Annotated in this window: 30 protein-coding genes; 13 read left to right on the forward strand and 17 right to left on the reverse strand. The window is 64.8% G+C overall.

Annotation, left to right across the window (positions count from 1 at the left end):
* Positions 1-20: 20 nt before the first annotated feature.
* Entirely contained in the window at positions 21-1,145 is a 1,125-nt protein-coding gene (locus QMZ05_RS04345; RefSeq protein WP_353699750.1) for a metallophosphoesterase, read from the reverse strand.
* Between the two features lie 135 nt (positions 1,146-1,280).
* Complete coding sequence (locus tag QMZ05_RS04350) at positions 1,281-1,874, reverse strand: hypothetical protein (RefSeq protein ID WP_353699658.1); 594 nt, start codon at positions 1,872-1,874, stop codon at positions 1,281-1,283.
* Between the two features lie 327 nt (positions 1,875-2,201).
* On the opposite strand from QMZ05_RS04350, the gene QMZ05_RS04355 reads away from it, so the two are divergent.
* Both QMZ05_RS04355 and QMZ05_RS04360 read left to right on the forward strand, forming a co-directional pair.
* Entirely contained in the window at positions 2,202-2,984 is a 783-nt protein-coding gene (locus tag QMZ05_RS04355; protein ID WP_353699659.1) for a hypothetical protein, read from the forward strand.
* 450 nt (positions 2,985-3,434) lie between these two features.
* Positions 3,435-4,430: an LLM class flavin-dependent oxidoreductase gene (locus QMZ05_RS04360; protein WP_353699660.1), complete on the forward strand. Its 996-nt coding sequence runs from the start codon at positions 3,435-3,437 to the stop codon at positions 4,428-4,430.
* A gap of 6 nt (positions 4,431-4,436) precedes the next feature.
* Here QMZ05_RS04360 and QMZ05_RS04365 read toward each other — a convergent pair whose 3' ends face one another.
* Entirely contained in the window at positions 4,437-5,612 is a 1,176-nt protein-coding gene (locus QMZ05_RS04365; RefSeq protein ID WP_353699661.1) for a trypsin-like peptidase domain-containing protein, read from the reverse strand.
* Between the two features lie 247 nt (positions 5,613-5,859).
* Between QMZ05_RS04365 and QMZ05_RS04370 the strand changes: the two genes are divergently transcribed.
* Entirely contained in the window at positions 5,860-6,210 is a 351-nt protein-coding gene (locus tag QMZ05_RS04370; RefSeq protein ID WP_353699662.1) for a zinc ribbon domain-containing protein YjdM, read from the forward strand.
* Positions 6,211-6,241: 31 nt separating this feature from the next.
* Here the strand turns inward: QMZ05_RS04370 and QMZ05_RS04375 are convergent, their stop codons facing one another.
* The 6 genes from QMZ05_RS04375 to QMZ05_RS04400 all read right to left on the reverse strand — a co-directional run bounded on the left by QMZ05_RS04375 (position 6,242) and on the right by QMZ05_RS04400 (position 10,717).
* Complete coding sequence (locus QMZ05_RS04375; protein WP_353699663.1) at positions 6,242-6,538, reverse strand: putative quinol monooxygenase; 297 nt, start codon at positions 6,536-6,538, stop codon at positions 6,242-6,244.
* Positions 6,539-6,565: 27 nt separating this feature from the next.
* Entirely contained in the window at positions 6,566-7,849 is a 1,284-nt protein-coding gene (locus tag QMZ05_RS04380) for a cystathionine gamma-synthase family protein (RefSeq protein WP_353699664.1), read from the reverse strand.
* Positions 7,850-8,035: 186 nt separating this feature from the next.
* Entirely contained in the window at positions 8,036-8,296 is a 261-nt protein-coding gene (locus QMZ05_RS04385; RefSeq protein ID WP_353699665.1) for a PepSY domain-containing protein, read from the reverse strand.
* A gap of 130 nt (positions 8,297-8,426) precedes the next feature.
* A complete protein-coding gene (locus QMZ05_RS04390; protein ID WP_353699666.1) occupies positions 8,427-9,158 on the reverse strand; it encodes an ROK family protein in 732 nt (243 codons plus the stop codon).
* A 565-nt stretch (positions 9,159-9,723) separates the two neighbouring features.
* On the reverse strand, positions 9,724-10,386 hold the full coding sequence (locus QMZ05_RS04395; protein ID WP_353699667.1) for an FMN-binding negative transcriptional regulator: 663 nt from the start codon (positions 10,384-10,386) through the stop codon (positions 9,724-9,726).
* An 85-nt stretch (positions 10,387-10,471) separates the two neighbouring features.
* Positions 10,472-10,717 carry a hypothetical protein gene (locus tag QMZ05_RS04400; RefSeq protein WP_353699668.1) on the reverse strand — a complete coding sequence of 82 codons (246 nt, stop codon included), beginning with the start codon at positions 10,715-10,717 and terminating at the stop codon, positions 10,472-10,474.
* Between the two features lie 593 nt (positions 10,718-11,310).
* Here QMZ05_RS04400 and QMZ05_RS04405 point away from each other — a divergent pair.
* The 7 genes from QMZ05_RS04405 (at position 11,311) to QMZ05_RS04435 (ending at position 14,502) form a co-directional block, all read left to right on the forward strand.
* Entirely contained in the window at positions 11,311-11,484 is a 174-nt protein-coding gene (locus QMZ05_RS04405) for a hypothetical protein (protein WP_016840760.1), read from the forward strand.
* Between the two features lie 10 nt (positions 11,485-11,494).
* Positions 11,495-12,367 carry a pyridoxal kinase PdxY gene (pdxY, locus tag QMZ05_RS04410; RefSeq protein WP_353699669.1) on the forward strand — a complete coding sequence of 291 codons (873 nt, stop codon included), beginning with the start codon at positions 11,495-11,497 and terminating at the stop codon, positions 12,365-12,367.
* A 16-nt stretch (positions 12,368-12,383) separates the two neighbouring features.
* Complete coding sequence (locus QMZ05_RS04415; protein WP_353699670.1) at positions 12,384-13,010, forward strand: LysE family translocator; 627 nt, start codon at positions 12,384-12,386, stop codon at positions 13,008-13,010.
* Complete coding sequence (locus tag QMZ05_RS04420; protein ID WP_353699671.1) at positions 13,010-13,354, forward strand: tRNA-binding protein; 345 nt, start codon at positions 13,010-13,012, stop codon at positions 13,352-13,354. The genes QMZ05_RS04415 and QMZ05_RS04420 overlap by 1 nt, the downstream gene beginning before the upstream one ends.
* 141 nt (positions 13,355-13,495) lie before the next feature.
* Entirely contained in the window at positions 13,496-13,726 is a 231-nt protein-coding gene (locus QMZ05_RS04425; RefSeq protein WP_050422148.1) for a hypothetical protein, read from the forward strand.
* A 9-nt stretch (positions 13,727-13,735) separates the two neighbouring features.
* Positions 13,736-13,909, forward strand: a complete 174-nt coding sequence (locus tag QMZ05_RS04430; RefSeq protein ID WP_353699672.1) for a hypothetical protein — start codon at positions 13,736-13,738, stop codon at positions 13,907-13,909.
* 356 nt (positions 13,910-14,265) lie between these two features.
* Positions 14,266-14,502, forward strand: a complete 237-nt coding sequence (locus tag QMZ05_RS04435; RefSeq protein WP_353699673.1) for a hypothetical protein — start codon at positions 14,266-14,268, stop codon at positions 14,500-14,502.
* Between the two features lie 74 nt (positions 14,503-14,576).
* Here the strand turns inward: QMZ05_RS04435 and QMZ05_RS04440 are convergent, their stop codons facing one another.
* Both QMZ05_RS04440 and QMZ05_RS04445 read right to left on the reverse strand, forming a co-directional pair.
* A complete protein-coding gene (locus QMZ05_RS04440) occupies positions 14,577-15,098 on the reverse strand; it encodes a DUF1993 domain-containing protein (RefSeq protein WP_353699674.1) in 522 nt (173 codons plus the stop codon).
* Positions 15,099-15,246: 148 nt separating this feature from the next.
* Positions 15,247-15,432, reverse strand: a complete 186-nt coding sequence (locus tag QMZ05_RS04445) for a hypothetical protein (RefSeq protein WP_128970955.1) — start codon at positions 15,430-15,432, stop codon at positions 15,247-15,249.
* Positions 15,433-15,609: 177 nt separating this feature from the next.
* Here QMZ05_RS04445 and QMZ05_RS04450 point away from each other — a divergent pair, with 177 nt between their 5' ends.
* Positions 15,610-16,338 (forward strand): class I SAM-dependent methyltransferase, encoded by a 729-nt coding sequence (locus QMZ05_RS04450; protein WP_353699675.1) that lies wholly within the window; start codon positions 15,610-15,612, stop codon positions 16,336-16,338.
* Between the two features lie 85 nt (positions 16,339-16,423).
* On the opposite strand, the gene QMZ05_RS04455 is transcribed toward QMZ05_RS04450, so the two are convergent.
* The 3 genes from QMZ05_RS04455 to QMZ05_RS04465 all read right to left on the reverse strand — a co-directional run bounded on the left by QMZ05_RS04455 (position 16,424) and on the right by QMZ05_RS04465 (position 18,186).
* Positions 16,424-16,630: a hypothetical protein gene (locus QMZ05_RS04455; RefSeq protein WP_353699676.1), complete on the reverse strand. Its 207-nt coding sequence runs from the start codon at positions 16,628-16,630 to the stop codon at positions 16,424-16,426.
* A gap of 102 nt (positions 16,631-16,732) precedes the next feature.
* Positions 16,733-17,392 carry a hypothetical protein gene (locus QMZ05_RS04460; protein WP_353699677.1) on the reverse strand — a complete coding sequence of 220 codons (660 nt, stop codon included), beginning with the start codon at positions 17,390-17,392 and terminating at the stop codon, positions 16,733-16,735.
* A gap of 212 nt (positions 17,393-17,604) precedes the next feature.
* A complete protein-coding gene (locus tag QMZ05_RS04465; RefSeq protein ID WP_353699678.1) occupies positions 17,605-18,186 on the reverse strand; it encodes a septal ring lytic transglycosylase RlpA family protein in 582 nt (193 codons plus the stop codon).
* Between the two features lie 380 nt (positions 18,187-18,566).
* Here QMZ05_RS04465 and QMZ05_RS04470 point away from each other — a divergent pair, with 380 nt between their 5' ends.
* Positions 18,567-19,652: a hypothetical protein gene (locus QMZ05_RS04470; RefSeq protein ID WP_353699679.1), complete on the forward strand. Its 1,086-nt coding sequence runs from the start codon at positions 18,567-18,569 to the stop codon at positions 19,650-19,652.
* 74 nt (positions 19,653-19,726) lie between these two features.
* On the opposite strand, the gene QMZ05_RS04475 is transcribed toward QMZ05_RS04470, so the two are convergent.
* The gene (locus QMZ05_RS04475; RefSeq protein WP_128970976.1) at positions 19,727-20,293 is read right to left on the reverse strand and encodes a L,D-transpeptidase; all 567 of its coding nucleotides are present in this window, start codon (positions 20,291-20,293) and stop codon (positions 19,727-19,729) included.
* A gap of 239 nt (positions 20,294-20,532) precedes the next feature.
* Here QMZ05_RS04475 and QMZ05_RS04480 point away from each other — a divergent pair, with 239 nt between their 5' ends.
* Positions 20,533-20,913: a hypothetical protein gene (locus QMZ05_RS04480; RefSeq protein WP_353699680.1), complete on the forward strand. Its 381-nt coding sequence runs from the start codon at positions 20,533-20,535 to the stop codon at positions 20,911-20,913.
* Positions 20,914-20,926: 13 nt separating this feature from the next.
* Here QMZ05_RS04480 and QMZ05_RS04485 read toward each other — a convergent pair whose 3' ends face one another.
* The gene (locus tag QMZ05_RS04485) at positions 20,927-21,709 is read right to left on the reverse strand and encodes an SDR family oxidoreductase (protein WP_353699681.1); all 783 of its coding nucleotides are present in this window, start codon (positions 21,707-21,709) and stop codon (positions 20,927-20,929) included.
* Positions 21,710-21,741: 32 nt separating this feature from the next.
* Positions 21,742-22,332, reverse strand: a complete 591-nt coding sequence (locus tag QMZ05_RS04490; protein ID WP_353699682.1) for an NAD(P)H-dependent oxidoreductase — start codon at positions 22,330-22,332, stop codon at positions 21,742-21,744.
* Between the last annotated feature and the right edge of the window lie 49 nt (positions 22,333-22,381).

The raw sequence follows: 22,381 nt of genomic DNA on the forward strand, positions 1-22,381 counted from the left end.
TCGCATCCGTCACACATCACTCAGGCATCGCCCGCCACACGCAGCGTGATCCGCGTCAATTCGGACGGCCGGCCGAGCCGCAAGGCGAAACCCGGCCACAGCGCGGTGCCGTTGTTGACGTAGAGCGTCATCCCGTCGACGTCGTAGCGGCCCGAGACGAAGCCGGCATTGGCGCGCGCGGCCAGGCGGTCGATCCCCAGGATCAATCCGCCATGGGTGTGGCCGGAGAGTTGCAGGGCGACGCCGAGCCGAGCCGCCTTTCGTGCGTCGCTCGGCTGGTGGTCGAGCAGGATGATTGGCGCACCTTTGGGGGCGCCTTCGAGAACCGCGGCAAGGTCGCGGATCGAATGCCCCCGGTGGCGCGACGCGCGGTCGGTGATCCCCGCGATCACCAGGCGGCCGCCGCCGCGCTCGAGCACGATGTGCCTGTTCTCGAGCGAGCGCAGGCCCAACGCCTCATAGTGCGCCATCCAGCCGTCATAGCCGAAGATATATTCGTGATTGCCCGAGATCACGTAGACGCCGTCGGCGGCCACGAGGTCGCGCAGCGGCGCGATGTCGCTCCGCCGCGCATCGATGGTGCCGTCGATCAGATCGCCGGTGATCGCGATCAGGTCGGCGCCGCGCTTGTTCGACCGCGCGACGACCTCGCGCGCCCAGGGCGCGGGAAACAGCCGGCTGATGTGAAGATCGGTCAGTTGCAGGATGGTGTAGCCGTCGAACTCTCGCGGCAGTCCGCGGATGGCGACTTCGATATCGTTCAGCGGCGGAATGCGCATCGCCTGATGGACGCCGATCGCTGCGGCTATGGCCGCCAGCGCTGCAATCGCGTAGCGGACGCCGTCAGGCGCGCCGACGACGCCGCCGTGGATCACCGCGGCAACGACCAGTCCGGCATCGAGCGCCAGTTGCAGCAGCGCCAGCAGCATGATCGCGCCGAACGCCCAGTTGAACAGCGCGACCACCGGACGCGGAAACTCCGGCGAGAATTCCGATCCCGACGACAGCCTGTTCCAGCGGTGAAACTGCAAGGCGACCAGCACCAGCAACGCTGCGACAATCTTTGCCGGGAGCGGCCAATCGAGCGGCCAGATGAAGCGGGCCAGGATCAAGAGGCTGGTCAGGCCGAAAATGAGTTGGGGAATGGGTCTCGCTCCGGATCGGATCGGTTAAGGCTGTGCAGGGCGAAGGTAGGGTGGATCGGCCGCAGGTGTAAGCCGCTTTCATCAGCACATTTTCGGCATGTGGCGGTTCGCCAAGAAGCCCTGCGGAATCGCCGATCAATCTTCGATATCGGCAATGCGCCTGAGCACGATCACGACGCCGAGGACCAAGCCAAGGGCGCCTCCAGCAACTCCGGCCAGACCAGACCCAAAGGCGCCACTCACATCCCGGTCGGATAGAGCGTACGCAACCACTTCAGCGACAAAACCCATGCCCAGCGTCAGGGCAACGATGATGGCGACGGATTTGGAAAATTCGATCGCAAATCGAACTGCGATATCTTCCAACGCGTCGAGCGCGCGGGTCATACGACCGTTCGGACGAGGCGCGGCCGGGCGACGCGCGCTCCAATGCGCTCGGATTGAGGCGCTGGCGGAGGTATTGCCGATCAATCGGTTCGCACGGGGATTGTCGTTGGGATCATCGAGGGCTCTGATGTCCAGTTTGAGCTCTCGCCGCAGAATCAGCGTGACAAACAGCGCAAGACATAAAAGGACGGCCAGGCCAGCCCAGATATTGAAGCTACCTGCCAACAAGACCAGAAAGACGCCGGCCCACCCCAACGCCTCGCCGCAAAAGTAACCCACCGCCCATGTGACGACATCGGCGAAGGACTGCTTTCCCTTGGGGACGAAATCCGTCGGCCTCATCGGTTGCCTCTCAACGCTCCGCTACCTGCACGATCAGCCACTCAATCCACCAAGATGTGGAGCGCCGGCCGCCGGGCGCAATCCTTTCGCACGCCGCGCCGGCTGAGATCACAAAAGTTCTTGCAACGAAACGGCCGTTGCCCATGGCTGAGATGAGGCCCGCCTCGCCTGTCCAGGACGGTCAAAAGCCCCTACGAAATAGAACTTGAACATTGCTCATTTCTCTGTCTATTATTGAACAATGTTCATTTTTCATTGGAGCCGACGATGCAAACCACCTTCCGGATGAACGGTTTGACCGGGTCCGAGCGGCCCGTGAAACCGTGGATGAAAGTCACCCCGGCGATCATCACCGTCGGCATCATCGCGGCATTCGCGGTGCATGGACGCGTCGCACAGCCGGCGCACTACAACGATTTCGCCGACCACTCGGCCCTGTTCGGGATCCCTCATGCAGGCGACGTGCTTTCCAACATCGGCTTCGCGCTGGTCGCGATCTGGGGCTGGCTGACGCTCTGGCCTCACCGCGACGGCGATCAGCTCCGCGCCGGGTGGCCGGGTTATCGCCTGTTCCTGATCGGCCTGTTCCTGACCGCGTTCGGCTCCGCGTTCTTTCACCTCGCCCCCGGCAATGACCGGCTGACCTGGGACATGCTGCCGATCGCGCTCGCCGGCGCGGGCCTGCTCGTCGGCGTCCGCGGCGACACCCAGGGCGGATCAAAGGCGAACATCGAAGCGATCATTCTCGGGCTTTACGCCGCGGCCAGCGTCGCGTGGTGGGTTTATACCGACAGCCATGGTGCGGGCGACCTGCGGCCGTATCTGCTGCTGCAGGTCCTCCCGCTGATCCTGATCCCGCTCTGGCAGTCGATCGATCGCGCGCCGCGCACTGAGCGCATCGCGTTCGCCGCCGCGATGGGGCTGTACGTCGTGGCCAAGGTCACTGAGGTGCTCGACCATCAGATCGCAGACACGCTTGGCTTCGTCAGCGGACACACCTTGAAGCATCTGCTCGCGACGGCAGCCACCGCCGCAATCGTCTGGGGCGTGACGCGACGCTTCGCCGGCGATGGACGGCGAAAGGCGGGCACTCGCACAATTTCGGAATAATGGAAATGTATCGCTGAGTTGCCCGACGGGTCAAGTCGCTTTTTTGGATGCCGGCGGCCGCCTGCTCCTTTGCATGGGGTTGTTTTCGATATTTTGGGGTGACTACCGCTGCTCGTCGCTTCAGCGAGCGTAGGGCAGGGTGCAAAGCCAATTCCGTCATCCTGAGGTGCGAGCGCAGCGAGCCTCGAAGGATGCACGGGCACCAGCCGGGCCGTCGACCCTTCGAGACGCGCTTCGCGCTCCTCCAGCGCAAAGGCAAAGCCTTTGCGCGGGGGTGACGGTGATAGAGCGGTCGGGCCGAACTACGCTTCTGGTCGGCGGATTGACTGGCATGTCGACCGTATCCATATGCATCTGCATGAATCGGCTGCTCCCCGCCGTTTCGCCTCACCAGGACACAGCCTGATACGGCTGCGTCCTTGATGTCCCTCCTCTCGTTCCGGAGCCGCCGTGGCCGCCCTCTCCATCCTCGACCTCGTCCGCGTCACCGAAGAGACCGATGCGCGCGGCGCGCTGTACAATGCGCGCGATGTCGCCCGTCACGCCGAGGCGCTCGGCTATCGCCGCATCTGGGTGGCGGAGCACCACAACATGGCGGGGATCGCCAGCGCCGCGACGTCGGTGGTGATCGGGCATATCGCGGCGGGCACCAACACCATCCGGGTCGGCGCCGGCGGCATCATGCTGCCGAACCACGCGCCTTACGTGATCGCCGAGCAGTTCGGCACGTTGGCGCGGCTGTTTCCCGATCGGATCGACCTCGGCCTCGGCCGGGCGCCGGGCACCGATCAACTGACGCTGCGCGCGCTCCGCCGCACGCCTGAATCAGCCGAGAACTTTCCGCAGGACGTGCTCGAGGTGCAGGCCTTCCTCGCCGCAGCCGGTCCCAACCAGCGCATCCAGGCGGTGCCGGCCGCAGGCACCGACGTGCCGCTGTGGATTCTCGGCTCGAGCAATTTTGGCGCGATGCTGGCCGGCGAGCTCGGCCTGCCCTACGCCTTCGCCTCGCACTTCGCCCCCGAGCTGCTGAACCAGGCGCTGCAGATCTATCGCGCCCGCTTCAAGCCGTCGGAGCAGCTCGCGCAGCCCTACACCATGGTCGGCGTCAACATCATCGCCGCCGACACCGACGCGGAAGCGCGCCGGCTCGCCACCACGCAGCAGATGTCGTTCACCAACATCTTCCGCGGCGCGCGCGGCCTCAGCCAGCCGCCGATCGACGACATCGAGACCTATTGGTCGCCGCAGGAGAAGGTCCAGGCGATGCGGATGCTGGAGCGCTCCATCATCGGCTCGCCCGAGACGGTGCGCGCCGGCATCGATGCACTGGTCGCGGAGACCGGCGCCGACGAATTGATGATCGTGTCCGACGTCTACGATCACCAGAAGCGGCTGCGCTCGTTCGAGCTGATCGCGAAGGCCGGCGGGATCACGCCGTATATGTAGCGACGATCACTTGGGCAGACCCGCAGGCGCCTGCGACTGCGCGAGCTTGCCCACCGTCACGTTGAGCGAGTTCTGTGCATTGTCGCGCACCATCGACAGCTTGACCGATGTGCCCGGGGCCGCCGCATGGACCTTCTTCGTCAGCTCGTTCGCGCTCTTGATCGGCTCGTCATTGACCGAGGTGATCACGTCGCCGCGTTTCAATCCGGCCTTCGCCGCCGGGCCGCCGTTCTGAACGCCGACCACGACCGCGCCGCGCCGATTGTTCGCGCCCAGGCTCTCGGCAACGTCGGGGGTGACTGATTGAACCTCGGCCCCCATCCAGCCGCGCGTCACCGCGCCCTTCTCCTTCAGCTGTGGCACCACCATCTTCACGGTATCGGCGGGGATCGCAAAGGCAACACCGACCGAACCGCCCGATGGCGAGACGATCATGCTGTTCACACCGATCACCTCGCCATTCACGTTGAAGCTCGGCCCGCCGGAATCGCCGCGGTTGATCCGCGCATCGATCTGGACGAAATCCTCCGACGGACCCGTCTCGAGGTCCCGCGCACGCGCGGAGACGATGCCGGCGTTGAAGGTGTTTCCGAGACCGAATGAATTGCCCGCCGCGAGCACCCAATCGCCGGCGCGCGGCGATTGGTCGGCGAGTTTGACATAGGTGAAGTCGGTCCGCCCATCGACCTTGAGCAGCGCCAGATCGCTGACGGAGTCCTTGCCGAGGACTTTCGCCTTGTAGACCTTGTTGTCGCTGGTGCGGATATCGGCCGTATCGCTGCCCGCCAGCAGGTGATTGTTGGTCACCGCATAGCCGTCCGCGGAGATGAAGAAGCCCGAACCGATCGACGTCATCTCGGTCGGCTTCGGCATGTTGCCGCGCCGGCCGGGCCCAGGAACAACCTGCCCCGGCATGTCCTGATCGGATCCGTCCGGCCCAAGCGACCGGTCCGGCGAATCGTCATCATCAGCCGCAACCACCTTGGCGGCAACGCCGATCACGGCCGGCCCGACCTTCTCTGCGAGGTCGGCAAACCCTCCGGGCCCGGCATCGCCATGGTCCGCACCTGAATGCACCGGCTGCGCGTGGGCGAGACTTGTCATCGCCAGCAGTGCCGACGCGAAGGCGGCGCTGGTGACCGACGTGCGAAGCCTGACGAGAGTCGAGTTTCCGTGCATCATCTTCCGCGTCCATGGTTTGGATCAGCCGTCTGCGGGCCGCTCCCCGCAGGCGTGGGGCTGCAATGCCGAGTGACGAATGGCAACAGATAGCCGGGCCGACCGTTCCACCGGCATCTGCGCTCGGCAGCAAACTCGCCAGCCCTGCATTCGATCTGCCGTTTTTCGCGACGAATCGCCGGGTTTTCCCTTGCGTTCCCCGTCTACGACCCTACGGTGCGCCCGGTCACGATGGAGACGATGTCGAGCAATGGACGCCGCAATGAACTGCCCGAAATGCAATTCCGAGCATGCCTATCAGGACGGCGCGCTCTGGGTTTGCCCGGAATGCGCCCATGAATGGAGCGCGGAGGCGATTGCAACTGCCGCGACCTCGCAGGATGCGGGCGTGCGCGATGCGCATGGCAACCCGCTGACCGACGGCGACAGCGTCATCGTCATCAAGGACCTCAAGGTCAAGGGCTCGTCGTCGGTCGTCAAGGGCGGCACCAAGGTCAGGAACATCCGTCTCACCGAGGGGAACGACGGACACAACATCGCCTGCAAGATCGACGGCATCGGCGCCATGAACCTGAAGTCCGAATTCGTCAAGAAAGCCTAGCACGCGCCGAGCCCACCCGCCGACCGCCCGCCTACTTGCTCGCGATCTCGCTCGCCGAGACCAAGATCACATCGCCATCGAGGATCGGCTTCGCCACCTCAAAGAACCGCGCCACGGCCGGCGAATTGTTGTGCCGGTCCATGGCGGCCTGATCGGCGTATCGCTCATAGGTCGCGAACACGCAAGCGTCGGCGGCATCCTGCGAGACGTGATAGCCGACGGTCGACGGCTCGTTGGCCCGGACATGCGCGACGACGTCGAGCAATGCCTGCCGCATCGTGGCCTCGTGGCCCTTCTTGACGCGGATGACCGCGGTGATCGTCAACATGCCGCTTCTCCTGCCCTACGCCTTCACTCACACCCTGCTCAACGCCTGCGCGATGTCCGCCACGAGATCGGATGGATGCTCGATCCCGATCGACAGCCGGATCGTCGTATCGAGCACGCCGATCTTCTTCCTGATATCCGCCGGCACGCCGGAATGCGTCATCGTCGCCGGCAGGCTCGCAAGCGACTCGGTGCCACCGAGGCTCACCGCGAGCTTGAAGATCTGCAGGCTGTTGAGGAATCTTTCCGCGGCCTCTTGCCCGCCGACGATGTCGAACGAGAAGGTCGAACCGGCGCCGCTGCTCTGGCTGGCGAACACACGCCCCGCCGGCGAGGCCGCATCGTGATGCCCGAGATAATGCACCGTCGCTACCTTGGGATGGTCGCGCAGATAGTCGGCGACGATCCGCGCATTGCGGTCGGCCTTTTCCATGCGCAGGCTGAGCGTCTCCAGCGAACGGCTGATCATCCAGCAGGAATGCGGATCGAGCTGGGTGCCGATCGCACCGCGCAGCGCCTTGACGTCCTTCATCAGCTTCTTGGAGCCGAGTGCCGCGCCCGCGATCAGGTCGGAATGGCCGCCGACATATTTGGTCAGCGAGTACAGCGACAGATCGGCGCCGTGCTCGATCGGGCGCTGAAACACCGGCCCGAGCAGCGTGTTGTCGCAGGCGATGATCGGGGTAAAGCCCTGCGCCTTGCCGATCGCGTCGGCGACGCGCCTGGTCAGCGCGATATCGACCAGGCCGTTGGTCGGATTGGCCGGCGTCTCGATGAAGATCATCGCGACGCGGCCCTTCTTCATCGCCTCGTCGGCGGCGGCGCGCACGACGCTTTCGTCGAGACCGTCGGCAAAGCCCACGGCACCAATCGAGAACGCCGCCAGCGTCTTGGTGAACAGCGTCTCGGTGCCGCCATAGAGCGGCTGCGAATGCAGGATCACGTCGCCGGGCCGCGCGAAGGCGAGCACCGTGGTCGAGATCGCCGACATGCCGGAGGAAAACAGCGCACAGCTCTCGGTGCGCTCATAGATCGCAAGCCGGTCCTCGACGATCTCGCTATTCGGATGATTGAAGCGCGAATAGACCAGCCCCGCCCCCATGCCTTCCGGAGGCTCGCGCCGGCCCGCGACGAAATCGAAGAAGTCCTTGCCGTCCTCGGCGGTCCGGAACACGAAGGTCGAGGTCAGGAATACCGGAGGCTTGACCGCGCCCTCCGACAATTGCGGATCGTAGCCGTAGTTCAGCATCTGGGTTTCCGGATGCAGCAGATGGTTGCCGATGTGGGTTTTGGACGGAAACGGTTTTGTCATGGCCGGTCTCCTGTTCGCGAGACCGCCGCGCCGGCGGCGATTCCCGAAAATGATGCGACCGAGCATACCCCAGCTTTATGCCATTCTGCCAAAGCACGGCATCACGCAGTTCTGGATAACGGACGGCCGGCGTGCGCCCTGCGCCGCCGGCCGTCCAGAAATCTCACGCCGCGGTGAAGACGCGGGCTACCAGCCGCGATCCACGTTGCGCACCTCGCCGGTTCGCGCGTCGACATCGACCTGCATCCAGCGGCCGAGCCGGTCGCGGCCCTCGACCTCCCACTCGTCGCCGAGGAATTGGGTGTTGGACACGGTCACGATGCCGATACTGGTCGCGACGTCGAGGGCAGCCTCCATCGAGATCTGGCTGCCGGAATCATAGGCCATCGCCGGCGTCGCTGCGCCGATCGCCAACGCCGCAATGGCGGGAATAATGAATCTTCGCATCAGTCACTCCTCATGGAACGGGATGTCATGCCGCATAAAACGAGCGGCAGACCCGATCAGTTCCAGGAACAGCAACGAGGGAACAGCACGAAACTTCGGCAGTCGCGGCAATTTGGTGGCAGTTCCAATTTCATCGACGCGTGCTCGCCTTGCGCGCTGCCTTCTTCCACATCCGGAAACCGCCCTCGAATGCGTTGGCGTTGTCGCCGAACCTCACCTTGGGCGGCGGGTTGTCGACCTTGTCGGCATTGCCGCCGCCGAGCACGATGTAGTCGGGCTCCAATGCAGCCGACAGCCGCGCGATGACGTCGTCGACGCTCTTGCGCCATTTCTTCCGGCCGCGACGCTCGAGGCCCGCGGTGCCGACATAGTCCTCGAATGTCGCGTCCTTGCGGTAGGGCAAATGACCGAGCTCCATCGGCTCATACACGCCCTCCACGATCATCGCGGAGCCGAGCCCGGTGCCGAGGCCGAGAAACAGCATCCGCCCGCCCTGATAGCTGCCGATCGCCTGCATCAGCGCATCGTTGACGACCTTCACCGGCCGGCCGAACGCGCTGTGGAAGTCGAATCCGGCCCAGCCGCGGCCGAGATTGTGCGGCTCGGCCAGCGGACGGTTGTGAACCACCGGTCCGGGATAGCCGATCGAGATCACGTCATAAGACCAGTCCCGGGTCAACGCCTTGACCTGCCGCACCATCTCGACGGCGGACAGAGTTGGACCTGACTCGAATTCGCGTTTGATGCGCTCCCTGTCGGTCATCACCTTCACATGCGTGCCGCCGATGTCGATCGCCAGCACCGTCCGGCGCGCCGCGGGCCTTTTTACATTCTTGCTCGCTTTCTTTGTCTTGCCGGCCATCGATCCGCTCGCTCATGTGCGCTCCGAGTGGAGCAGAGAAACGTGCTGCGCGCTACAACCGCGTTCATTGTCTGACTCCAATTTGTTCGCGAAGAACGAATCGGAATCAAGAAAATCGGCGCGACTCAGGCGTTAACAATGTGCGTGCACGGACGGCATCCGAGCGATCGATGTTGTGCCATGGTGGGATTATTGCGCTCACTACGCAATGTCGCCGCGCCGTTCAGGCCATTCGGCATGTGCCGACTTCCCGGATCGAGCGCAAAGCAGCACCATCGCCGCGTTCTCCGTTCGATTCCATTTCGTTCGCAGAGAACGAATCGGAATCGAAGAATCGGCGCAAAGCGATTCTTAACAACACGTTTGCACGGATCGAGCGAAGCGCCTGCATGTCGTTTTTGTTGGCCCGCGCGCCGGGCTCCGCGCGTCGCGATCCGTTCCTCATTCGACTCCATTCTGTTCGCAAAGAACGAATCGGAATCGGACAAATCAGCGCAGCGCAATCCTTAACAACACGTTTGCGATTTCGATGCTGAGGAACGCCGCGGCGAATTAGCCGCAAGCGTCATCCGCCATTGTCGGCAAGATGCGACTTCGCATACGCAAGCTCCGGCCGCAGCGCCCGCATCTTCTCCGCGAGCCTGTGGCTTGCCGTCTCCTCCGCGCAGGCGAGGCGGTTGACGAGCGCGACATAGTCGGCATCGCTCTTGTGCTGGTTGAGTTTCGATTGCCCTTCGATCTCGTCGACGACGAGATCGATCACCCTGATCGACGCCAGCATCTGTTCGCGCTTGCCGGGCTCCATCTGCGTGAGGTCCCAGGGCTGCTTCGGCAGCCGCGCCTCGGAGACCGCGAGCAGCGCATCGCCATGGCCGCGGTTGTCGTCGAGCGCGCGCAGATGCGCGACGCCGGACAGATGCACCGCCTCGTAGAGCCAGGTCGAGACGTTGTCGCGCGAGACGTACCAGTCGTTCGAGATGTAGGCGTCGTCACCCGAGACGATCAGCAGGAAGCGCCTGATGCCGTCAGCGAGCTCGACCAGCGGATTCTTCGCGGTCAGATGGAGCTGCACGATTACACGATCGTCGCGCCACACGATCACGAAGGGAACATGGGACGCCCGCGGGCCGCGCGCATCGGCGGCGACGATGGCGCCAAAGCCGCGCGCCGCCGCAAACGCCAGCGCGTGGTCGTCCTCGATGCGAAACTGGGGACGGAGGATGTGCATGGCGGCGGCGCTCGCGGCTGGAGGGAGACGACCCAGCGAAGCTAGCGCAACTTTTGCCGGAGATCACCGCCATGCACCGTCCGGCTCAGCAGATCATGGCGTTGTCGCCGTGATCGCAAACGCCGCCGGGCTGGTCGCGCGGCAGCGTTTCGAACTCGCCGAAGCGCGGCGCCGCCATGCGCGGCGGCCCACCGCCCCAGCGGCCGGTGGCCGCGGCATGTCCTTTCACGAGCGCGGATGGGCCCGCCGCGTGGACCTCGCGCGCCATGGCCGATGCCGTCAGCATGACGAGCGCAACCAGCCCCGCCTCGACACACTTGATCGTGGTCATCGAGCTTCTCCTGTTGGATTCAACAGGATCGGACCATCGCGCCGGCCTGTTGAAGTATTTTCGCTGTAACCATGACGGACGGCACCATCAGATTATTCCACTGCGACCCAGCCAAATTTCGTGTCCTACCGCTCCGTTCGACACATTCGGTTGATCTGAGCGTGACCGGCGCTTGGAAAACCAGGTCGCGAGAATGCGGAACTGCGTCCGACCCACACCTGTCATCGCCCGGCTCGACCGGGCGATCCAGTACGCCGCGGCCTTTCGGCTCAAGCACTGCTGTCTCTGGAATACTGGATCACCCGCTTTCGCGGGTGATGACAGCGGTGGTGTGTGGCAGTGGAATCGAGAACCGCCGTCGTCCTGGGGAACGCAGGGACCCATTACCCCGAATCTCAATTGTTTCGCGACGCTGGGGCCACAGCGCGTTTCAACAATGTAGCCCGGTGGTTATGGGTCCCTGCTTTCGCAGGGACGACGGTGCGGAGGGAGGCTCACTTCGATCTTAGCAGCGGTGTTCGGCCCGTTGAACTGGCGGCACACGGCGGGTTACGCTGTGGCCAATCTCCCGCCCTCCCGCTGGAAGGATCACCATGAACGGCAATCGGTATTACGGCGTCCGCGTCGAGGGTGCGAAATACGGCGTGGGGTTCGGCTCGGCGCTGGCGATTGCGATCTCCTACACCAAGAACCATTCGATCCTGTGGGCGATCATCCACGGTATCTTGGGCTGGCTCTACGTGATCTACGCCGCGCTGTTCGGATGATGCGCACACCATGACCGTCATCTCGATCCAGTCACAGGTCGCCTGGGGCCATGTTGGCAACAGCGCCGCCACCTTTCCGATCCAGCTGCACGGCATCGACGTCGTCGCCGTGCCGACCACGCTGCTCAGCAACCGGCCGGGCTATCCGACCATCCGCGGCCGTGTGCTCGACGTGCAGCTGGTCGCCGACCTCCTGCAAGGCGTCGAGGAGCGCGGCGCGGTCGAGAGCGCCCGGATGATCCTGTCGGGCTATCTCGGCTCGGCCGATATCGGCTTTGATGTCGCCGACTTCGTCGCCCGCGCGAAAGCGGCGAACCCGGCCCTGCTCTATTGCTGCGATCCGGTGCTCGGCGACCGCGACCGCGGCATGTTCGTGCGGCCGGACATCCCGCCGCTGGTGCGCGACCAGCTCTGTCCGCTGGCCGATATCGTCACGCCCAATCATTTCGAGTTCGAGTTCCTCTGCGGCGTGCCCGTGACGACGATCGATGACGTCGTCGCGCGGGCCCGCGCGCTGATGGCGCGAGGTCCCGCGACCATCGTCATCACCAGCGCCGAGCTTGCCGGCACGCCAGCGGCCGAGATCGAGACGCTGGCAATCGAGCGCGCTGCATCCGATGGCATTCGCGCCTGGCGGGTACGCACCCCGCGGGTACCGATCAGCCCGTCCGGCACCGGCGACCTGTTCGCAGGGCTGTTCACTGCCGCGCGCGTGCGCGGCCTGGCGACGCCGGACGCGCTCAGCCACGCCGCATCAGGCATCCACGGCGTGCTGGTGCGCACGGCGGAGAGCGGAACCGAGGAAATGCGCATCGTCGAAAGCGCTGGCGTGATGCTGGATCCGAAGCCGCGTTTCGCGGCGGTCGCGATCCCTGCATCCTGACATCCGGACAGGTTTCATGATCGATACCACCACCCTCCTCACCTACGCCGCCGTCGTGCTCGGCCTGTTCCTGATCCCCGGACCCGCGGTGCTGCTGGTGCTCGCGCGCTCGGTGACCGGCGGACCGCGTGTCGGCGTTGCCACCGGGTTCGGCATCGCGCTTGGCGATCTCGTCCACGCCGCGATGGCGACGTTCGGCCTGTCGGCCGTGCTGATGACCTCAGCGCTGGCATTCTCGATCGTCAAATATGCCGGCGTCATTTACCTGATCGTGCTCGGCGTCCGTGCCCTGTTCGAGAAGAATGACGACCTGCATCTGCCCACGGCGCAGCCGGTCGATCCGAGGCGCGCGTTCCGGCAGGCGATCTGGGCGGAAATGCTCAATCCGAAGACCGCGCTGTTCTTCCTCGCCTTCCTGCCGCAATTCGTGCATCCCGGTCATGGCTCGGCCGTCGCGCAATTCGCGACGCTGGGCCTGATCTTCGTGGTGATGAGCGCGGCCTACACCTCGCTGCTCGCGCTCGCTGCCGGCCAGATCAGCCCGTGGATCCGGCGGAATCGCCGCATCGGGCAGTGGCAGGGCCGCGTGGTCGGCGCGATCTACATCGCGCTCGGCATCCGCCTCGCATTTCAGGAGCGCTGATGTCTCTGCTCAAGCCGCAAGCCACGTATGACGACTTCGCCCGCCTTGACATCAGGATCGGCAAGGTCGTCGAGGTACAGCCATTTCCGCGCGCCCGTAATCCGTCCTACAAGGTCGGCGTCGATGTCGACGCCGGGCGGATCATGTGGTCGAGCGCGCAGATCACGAATTACGAGCCGGCGGCGCTGGTCGGCGCGCTGGTGGTGTGCGTCTGCAATCTGGGTCCGAAGAACATCGCCGGTTTCACCTCGGAACTGTTGATCCTCGGCGCCAGGGACGCCGGCGGCCAGGTAATCGTGCTTGGCCCGCGCAGCGAGGTTGCGATCGGCGAACCGATCTTCTAACGGCCCGCGCTCATCACGGCCGCGTGATTCAAATTGTCTGAAATCCCCGTAGTTTACCGATGGGGGATGATCCGGATTCTCTATGCCCGCGCGCGCTGCTATTCCATCGCGCGAGAATCGCTTCGGCATGGGAATCGGAAGATGTCCGCAGTTTTCTTTCACTGCTCCGACGACAAGCACGTCATCCTGGATCGCATCGGCGTCGCAATGGACCTTTCGGAAGCAAGGGTGCATGCGGAGCAACTGGCGCGCAGCTTTGTCATGACACCGAGCGCGGAGGACTGGCGCAACTGGGCGGTCCACGTCACCGACGACATCGGGACCGAGATCTTCGAGCTGCCGTTCACCGCCGTCCTCGGCGAATTGCACTGAGGGCGTGCCATGAATGCGATGGAACTCGCCCTGCAGCCCCTGCGCCGCCTCCTCGCCCGCCTTGTTGCGTGCTGCGTCGCGCTGCTCGACGGCGTCGTCAACCCCTATCGCCCCGAGCTGTATTACATGCGCGGGCCCGGCCCGAAATGCCGCGCAAGGCGCCAGGCCGTACTGCGCGACTAGCGCCCAAGGAGCCGCCAGGGAGCGCCAAGGAGCACCAAGTGCGTCCGCAGACGAGAAAAGGCCGGCGGGCGTTACGCCACCGGCCTTCTCCTGCAGCTGCCGGTTCCCGGAGTCCGGTTCCGCCGCGATCCACTTGGTCTCAAGCTTGCGCCGACAGTTTTAATCAAATCTTAACGGCATGGCGGTGAGCTGGATCAAAGACTTCTTCGCCGTGCCGCGCGTGTTTGATCGTTCATCGTGCCTGACGCGCTGCACATCGTTTTGTGCGGATCGCTCGACGATTGTGCGCCATGCATCTTAGGGAACGCACGACTCAGTGTTACCCTGTGATGCAAACCGAAAGGGAGATCTTCGGAATGCCGTACTACACCTTCGATCTCGTGGTGGGGGACGAGTTCCGTAATCAAGGAACGATCATCCTCGAAGACATCAGTCTCGCCTCCGATCGCGCCGATCAGCTCGCCAATGAGCTGTCGCAGGTCAAGCCGGAGCTCAAGGCGCGCGGTTGCGCCGTGCGCGTCACCGACATCGACCGGCGCGAACTCTACAGGACGCCGCTCGATCCCGTGCCGCGGTGGCACAGGATCGGCTAGCGTCGGCAAGCCTCAGGTTCTGACGATCGCGCTTGTTGCCGCGCGCTCCTGGTTTTGCTGCGCGCGGCGACCGGTTACTTCTTCAGGTTCAAGCGGCCGATGAAGTCGCGCTTGCCAAGCGGCGCGCCCTTGTGGCGCAGGATGTCGTAGGCCGTTGTCGAATGAAAGAAGAAGTTCGGCAATGAGAACGACATCAGGAATCCTACGGCCGTGAACGGCATCGACCGATCCCCGACCTTGAATGTCACTTCGCGCCCGAGTAGCGCATTGACCGCATCCGGCGTCAGGGCCGACAATTCACTGTGCGCGTCCTTCACCAGCGCCTGCAGTGCGGCATAATCCAGATCGGGCTTGCCGGACGGCGGGACAAACACGCCGTTCTTCGCCGCCTCCATCGCGCCGCGGGAGTGATGCGCGAGCGAGACGACCTGAAAGCGGAACGGCAGCATGTCCGGAAACAGCCGGGTCTCGACGATCTCGGCCGGATCGATGCCGTTGTCCTTGAAATGCGCGAGGCTCTTCTCGAGAAAGCCCGAGGCGGAGCCGAGGATCTGCAGATAGTTGGCAACGGTTGCGTCGTAGAGTGAAAAGGTCATGGCGAATTCCCCCAGATAGAATTTGTCTGCTGCCCGAACAGAGTTCCCGGAATTTCCGGCGAAGGCAAGCGGCTCCGGGGAGTTCGCAAATCGAATGATCCGGCGCACGGCACCGGACTCATTCGATCAGACATAGTGGTTGACGCAATCAGCTCTGATGCGGTCCGCGCATCATCTTCAGGGCGTCCTCGATATGGCGCCAGTCGCGGGCGTCTTCGGTCTCGCCTTTGCGCTCGCAGGCCACCGCGTTCTGCGCCGCCTGCGCAATCGCCTCCGGGCCGTGCTTCAGCAGCATCTGCCGCGCGATGGTGTGGATTTGCATCTCGGCTATCATGGCGCTCTCCTCGGCTGTCGACCGCCGCCGGACGGGCGAATGCGCATCCCGCGGCGCTGACATCAGAAACCGCCGAATGCCGACTCTGGTTCCCGTGCGCGATACAATCAGCGGTTCCCACGCGCTGCGGCGACGGTTACAGAGACGAACTTCATCCCTTTGCCGAGTTGGCGTGCCATGGCGCAAAACATCTATGACGATCCCGGCTTCTTCGCCGGCTACAGCCAGCTCCCGCGGCAGGTCCGTGGGCTGCTCGGCGCGCCCGAATGGCCCGCGATCCGCGCCATGCTGCCTGATGTCGTGGGCAAGCGCGTGGTCGATCTCGGCTGCGGCTTCGGCTGGGTGGCGCGCTGGATGCGCGAGCAAGGCGCCTCCGACGTGCTCGGCGTCGACCTGTCGCAGAACATGATCGCCCGCGCCACCGCCATGACGCAGGATCCGGCGATTACGTACGAGATCGCTGACCTCGAAACGCTGGAGCTGCCGAAGGCCACGTTCGATCTCGCCTACAGCGCCCTCACCTTCCATTACATCAGGGACTTCGATCGGCTGGCGCGCATGCTGTATCGCACGCTCGTCGCGGACGGGCATCTGGTCTTCACCATCGAGCACCCGATCTACATGGCGGCCGCCCATCCTGACTGGGGACAGGATCAGGACGGCCGCAAGACCTGGCCGGTCAACCGCTACTTCATCGAAGGCGAACGGCGGACCGATTGGTATGTGAAGGGCGTGCTGAAATATCACCGCACCATCGGCACCACGCTCAATGCGCTGATAGGTGCCGGCTTCACGCTGCGCCGTGTCGAGGAATTCTCCCCGACGCGCGAGCAGATCAAGGCCATGCCCGAGCTCGCCGACGAACTCGAACGGCCGATGATGCTGCTGGTGTCAGCGCAGCGGTAAAGCATGATCCGAAAAAGTGCGAAGCGGTTTTCCCTCGCGACAAACGCAACACGTTTGCGCTGAGATCATGCTCAAACCACGAGTCTCACGCCGCGAGCAGCTTGTCGAATTCCTCGGGCGGGTATGATTTTCCGTCCTTGTCGGTGATCACCACCTGCCATCCCTCGCTGGCCCAGACCTTGGCCTTGGCGATGATGATGAAGGTGCTCTCCCGCTCGATCCTGACCGTTTCGTTGTCGCGTTCTGCGATCATCTTGTAGGCCAACGCTTGTCCCTCGCCGACATAGTCCATCCGGCGGTGTGTTGGCAGCGGCTTTGGGCCGCATTTCGCTGGGAGTGTGACAATTTGGTGGAAGCCCGCCGCAAGATGCGGCAGAGCGCAATTTGCGGGCGGCTACGCCAACTTGCCCATCAAGGTCGGCATATCCAGCGCCGACGAGTTGACATTGACGCTGCGCGCGAATCGCATCTGCGGTCCCTCGAAGGTGCAGGTCACGGTGTCGCGGAACGCCGATTCGACGAACGTCCAGGTCATCACGAAGGTGCGCAGGTCGCGCGAGCTGCCGCTCGCGACCACGCGCATCACATCGGGCTGGTATTCGTGATGCAGCTTGTTGCCGGTCATCGTCGTGGTGCCCTCGCGCGGCGCGTCGAGACCGACCTCGACCTTGTGCGTGCCTCTGCCATCCTCGAGCGTGAAGGTGCAGGTCTTGTCGGCGAAGCTGAGACTGACCGATTTGATCGCGTCGGCATTCTCGGGCATCTGCCAGGTCTTGCTGGAAATCTGCGCCGCGACCGGCGACGATGCTGGCACCAATGGCGGTAGCAGCTGCAACGCCGCGGTCCGCGCCTTCAGCTTCTCGGCATCGGCATCGTTCTTCGCCGCCGTGGCAGCGAACATTGCCGGAAAATGCCGGAACACCAGCTTGTTGAACCCACTGCGCTGCGGAATGCTGGTCTTGATCGGCCGCCACGCCGACCCCGAGGTCATCGACGCGTGGCCGGTGCGCATGGTCAGAAGATCCTCGAACGGATCGGCCACGCATGGCCGCAAGCAAAAAATCCCGCCTTGGCGGGACAATCCAAGGCGGGGAAAGGTTCGTTGGGTAGAAATCCACGCACCTGCAACATGCCAGCGCGGGGAAGTAGCGGCACCAATTCTATTGGGCTGGGTGGTTCGGACAACAGGATTAAAGCGCGCTCAACGCCGGGACTTTTTCCCGATCGAGCCGGCAAAAATCCCGGACCTGGTCTGCGCGAGGCAGCTCACTGCAGCACGTCGAGCCTGACATTCGCGACGCCTTTGCCGATCATGCCGAGCGACTGTGCCGCGGAATACGAGACGTCGACGATACGCCCGGGGACATAAGGCCCGCGGTCGTTGACGCGCACGGTCACCGAGCGGCCGGTCTTGACGTCGGTGACGCGCAGCTTGGTGCCGAACGGCAATGTCGGATGGGCGGCGGTCAGTTCGCGCGCGTTGAACTTCTCGCCGCTCGCGGTCTCCTGCTCGTCGCTGTAGAAGCTCGCAACGCCCTGCGATGCGATCTTGCTGTCGGTAGTCTTGCGCGCGGCGTAGGGCGCATGACGGTGCGCGGTTGCGAGATGTGTTCGCGTCGCCGATGACGCGGCCCGCGTCGGCTCGGCCGACGCCGGCCGGCTCGCGAGCGCCTGCGAGCGCTGGCTGACGACCGATGACTGTGCGCAGGCCGCAAGCGAAGCTGCGCCGACCGCGAGCGCAAACAGCCGCAGCGGCTTTCGCCCATGAGCCACCACAGCGGCGGGCACTGCACCGCGCGCACGGCCGATAACGTCGACGTACGAAATGACTGCATCGTCGCGTGACATGTTGCATCCCCAACTCGCGCCCCAGCCCAAGCCGAAAATCCAACACCCGCCTAATGAGCCGAATCCAATCGGGGCAGAACGGTGGCGGACCGCAGTCAGACCCGCCGCGCACTGCGCGATTTCCCCTCGGGTGTGGTGGATGCGCCACACAACTCAGGAGATTCCTCCGAAATACAGCCCTGGAGGTTCCTGCCTGTGCGTCCATTCCCGCGGCCTCTGCAGCCGGCTCCGGTTCCCGAAACTCCCCAACCTCTCCACCCTCTCGCCTTGCTTTGGTCAAACCCGGCTGGAGTTGTGGGGACAGGGCCAGGGGTCGATACAGAGCGAAATTTGCCGGCCGCCCATTTGCGGTTTGACCTTGGACTGAAACGGGGACCGCCATGCAATCCACACTGAAAGACGCTGATCCGCACGATATTTTCGCGATCGAACCCAGCTTCGCTCCGGCCCGCCCGGACAATGCCGCTGCACCGGCACCTGCCGGCAAGGCAGCATCGGGGCAGCGCGAGCCCTATTTCGGGTCGAGTCTCGCGCCCGCATCCACGCCATCCATCGCATACGCGGCGGCGGCCGCCTCTGTGCCGCCGGCTGCGCCGATCCCGGTGACGCCGGTGCCGCCGGCCGCGCCGGAATATAGCGCCGCAAGCCATGACGGCAGGCTGGACGACATCCGGCTGGAGCGCGCGCCGCGCCCCACCAACAAATGGGCGATCCGCGCCTTCTGGTTCGTGTTCGCGATCGCCGGCGCCATGGGTACCGCGGCGTGGCAACACTACGGACATCGCGTCAAGCAGCTGGCGGCCGAGTATGTGCCGCAGGTCGAGGCGCTGACGTCACTGCTGCCCGGCAAATCGACCGCCGCTCCCGATCAGGCGAGCCCGCCGGCCGCGCAGGCGGCAACCACCGAGCAGCCCGCTGAGGCCGCTCCGGCCGCTGCGCCACAGGACGTCGCCACGGCCGCGCCCGCTCCTGCCGCCGCAGCACCGGCAGCCGCCGCGGCGCCGGTTGCGCCCGCCATGCCCGCGGCGCCAGCCGCAGCCGCACCTGACCAGACGCAATTGTTGCAGTCGATGGCGCGCGATCTCGCGTCGATGGGACAACAGATCGAGCAGCTCAAGACCAGCATCGATCAGCTCAAGGCCAGCCAGGATCAGCTGGCGCAGCGTGTTGCACGGACGACCGAGACCAGGGCCGTCGAACCTCGGCCGGTCGCGCCGCGCCCGCGCGCCGCAGTCACGCCGCAGGCAATGCCGCATGCGGCCGTTGCTCCCCCGCCGATCCGTCGGCCGGCGCAGGCCTATATCCCGCCGCCGCCTCCGTCGGCATCAGCAGCACCGCTGCCGGCGCCCGTTGCGGCCGCGCCGCAGGCTGCCGCACCGCGCCCGGTGCAACCGCAGCAACAGTCGAACATCGTCGATGCCGATGATGGCGGCCCCGTGGTTCGGCCGCCGATGCCGCTGCGCTAACGGCTAACCAAAGGCCAAAGAAAAAGCGGCCGGTCGCGATGGCGCGATCGGCCGCTTTGCATTTCGAGTGCGAATTACGCGCTCTGTCCCGGCGGCAGCACGACCACCGTCGCGCCCGGCTTGACGTGCTGGTAGAGGTCGATGACGTCGGCATTGTTCATGCGGATGCAGCCCGACGAGATCGCCTGCCCGATATATTCGGGCTGGTTGGTGCCGTGGATGCGGTACAGCGTGTCCTTGTTGCCCTGGTAGAGGTAGATGCCCCGGGCACCCAGCGGATTGGCCGGCCCGCCGGCGACCCGCTTCGGATACGGTCCGAGCCGCTCCTGGATGTCCTGGGTCGGAACCCAATCGGGCCACTCGGCCAGACGGCCGACCGTGGCCACCCCGGAGAAGGCCATCGCCTCCTCGCCGACGGCGACGCCGTAGCGGATCGCCTTGCCGCCGGGCAGCACATAATAGAGGTAGCGCGCGTCGGTATCGACCAGGATCGAACCCGGCTGTTCCTTGCGCCTGTAATCGACAATGTGGCGCTGGAACTGATCCGGGATCCTGGCCTCCGCATAGGGCGGATGCGCCAGCAATTGCCGATCGCGCGGCGTCATCGCGGCATCCGTCACCGGCGACAGCGTCGCCTGCATGCAGCCGCCAAGTGCAAGCGAACCCACCAGCACCGCAGCAAGCCCCAACTTCGACACGATAATTCTCCCCTGCGTCAACTTGTGGCACTTGCTGCCGAAATCGTGCTGAAATCGTGGCAGCCCAGATTGGAACACGGCTGTTTGATCGGTTCCTTCGGGAAGTGTGTCCTTACGGTTGCAGTCGGTTCCCGCGGACGCTAGCCTTGCGGCAAAATGTCTAAAACCTCGGGAGGAATTCGATGCGTTACGCTCTGCTGATCGGCGGCCTGATCGTCGCGGCAACACCGGCCCACGCCGATCCGCGCGCGGCCTATGTGACGATGGTGCTGCAGGCCTTCGCCGCAAAGGTCGAGTGCCCCGGCACCGATCTGGTCTATCAGGACCTCGTGCAGCGGGCGCAGGACATGCACCTGCCCGACGGCACCACCGAGCAGGTGCGCAAGGCGATCGCTTACATGCACACTGGCGGCAAGATGGGCGAGAAGCAGCCCGACGATCTGATGACCGAAGTTGCGATCGCAACGCAGACCACCGACCTCGACCAGCGCCGCGCCGGCAGCATGACGACCTGGTGCCAGGACCAGAAGTCGCGGCTCGCGGGCTACATCAGGACCAAGTAATCGACTTCAATTCTCAATCGAGCTCCGGCGGCGCGAACCAGTTGGTCAGCGACAATCCGCCGTCGACCACGATCGCTGCGCCGGTGACGTAGCCGGAGAGCTTGTGCGAAAGCACGGCGAGCGCCAGCGGCGCAAGATCATCCGCCTGGCCAAGCCGGCCGAGCGGGATGTGCTTTGCCAGCGCGGGATCGGCCACGAAGCCGCCGGCCGCGATCGCGCCGGGCACCAGCGCATTGACCCGGATGCCATGGCGGCCCCAGCTCTTGGCAAGCTCCTTCACCAGCATCGCCATGCCGGCCTTCGCCGTCGAGTAATGCGGCAGGTTGCGCGGCGTGCCGGCATGCAGCGAGGTGAGCAGCAGGAACGAGCCCGGCGTCTTTGCCGCGATCAGCTTGCGCGCCAGTTCGCGCGACAGATGAAAGCCGGCATCGAGATTGACCGCGTGCATCTGCTGCCAGGTCTCTTCGTCGACCGCCATCGCATGATCGGCCTCGCGGCGCGGCGGCGAAGCGCTGTGGACGAAGTGCGTGACCTGTCCGACCGTGTCTTGCGCATGCGCCAGCAGAGCGTCGCACGCATCACGCTGCGCGAGATCGCCGACCCAAGGGACCGCTAACTCGGGACGCGGGGCGGCCTTGATCGCGGCCAGCACCCGATCCTCATGTAGGTCTGCGAACACCGTGCGGACGCCTTCGCCGACCAGGGCCTGCGCGATGGCGCGGCCGATGCCGTTGCCGGCGCCGGTCACCACGGCCGCCTCGCGCGCGGGATCGAAGGGCGATGTGAAGAGGCTCATGGCTCCGAACTCCCGAGCTGGCGGACTTGCGCTCAGTATGGCGGCGCCTTACGCGCCCGCTGTGCCTTGGCGGCTTCGATCCACCAGGTGAAGTCGTCAGCAAAACGTGGAAAGGCGCGTTCGAGCGACTTGCCGCCCTCGCCGATCGGCTTGCCTTCGGCCGACAGCGTCTGCGCGATCGGCCCCGCGCTGATCGTGCTCGACACCACCACCATGCCCATCTCCGACAGCGTGCCGTGCCAGGCAGTCGCGGCGCGCGCGCCGGCAAACCGTCCGGCCGAATAGCTCGCGATCGCCGCCGGGCGCCAGAACCATTCCTCGAGGAAATGATCGGTCAGGTTCTTCAGCCCGGGCTGGATGCCCCAATTGTACTCGCCGGTGACGAACAGGAAGCCGTCGGCGTCGCGGATCTTGCCGGCGAGCGTTTCCAGCACGGCCGGCGCCTGCCCCTTGGGATGCTCCTTGTACATGCGGTCGAGCATCGGCAGGCCGACTTCCTTGGCGTCGATCAGCTCGACGTCGTCGCCGCGCCCACGAAGGCCGTCGATGACGAAGTGGGCCAGCCGGATGCCCATGCGATCCGAGCGATAGGAGCCGTAGAGAACGAGAATGCGGTGGGTCATGGCGCGATGCTACCACGGCGCTGCGACAGCCGTCCTGCAGTCGGCGCGC

Origin of the sequence: Bradyrhizobium sp. INPA03-11B, from assembly GCF_040446015.1 — a bacterium.
In the GTDB taxonomy this organism is placed as follows: Bacteria; Pseudomonadota; Alphaproteobacteria; order Rhizobiales; family Xanthobacteraceae; genus Bradyrhizobium; species Bradyrhizobium macuxiense_A.